The 587-nt window shown below is 25.6% G+C and carries 1 protein-coding gene; it reads left to right on the top strand.

Going from position 1 to position 587, the window contains the following annotated elements; translation table 4 throughout:
- Positions 1–439 (top strand): transposase (locus tag CG473_RS04125; protein WP_148130231.1); only part of this gene is annotated, 439 nt, incomplete at its 5' end.
- Positions 440–587: the final 148 nt, after the last annotated feature.

Below are 587 nucleotides of genomic sequence, written 5' to 3'. Positions count from 1 at the left end.
AATAAATTTGGTTGTTAGTGACACTTCATTAAGTGTTTCTAAAGCAATTAAGGAAGAGTTTAGTGAAACTTTACATCAGACTTGCTTAGTTCATCTTAGAAGAAATTTAGACAAAATTTTAACGACTAAATTTAAGGCATTTGGTTCAAAGATTATTGAACTAATCAAACTTGGAAATCCAAAATTTGTTGATGATGAAATAAGCAGATATCTGCCGCATTCTATTTTTAAAAAAATTAAAAGGATGCTAAAAATTGGTAGTTATTTTACTGTTCCAAAAATTAAAAATTGACAAACTTCACAATATGACCTTTGGTCAACCAATATAATTGAAAGTGCAAATTCTGAATTGAGATTTTTAAAGGGTAAAGCTTATTTTACTGATCCTAAACAGGTCTTGAAAAGAGCAAGTTATAAATTATTAAGTAAAAATTACTAGATTGGTTGCTTCATTCTACAATCTATTTTTTTGTATTGACTAAATGCATAATTTTATGTAATATTTAATTGCTAAGGTAAAAATGAGACTTAATTTTAAGTTTCTAAAAAAAATAAAATTTTAAATCCGTTAATTTTTACTTGCTCCC

It is taken from the genome of Mycoplasma testudineum (assembly GCF_002245785.1).
Lineage (GTDB): Bacteria > Bacillota_I > Bacilli_A > Mycoplasmatales > Metamycoplasmataceae > Mycoplasmopsis_B > Mycoplasmopsis_B testudinea.
The sequence above is the reverse complement of the archived record's forward strand: the minus strand, read 5'-3'. Positions and strand labels throughout refer to the sequence as shown.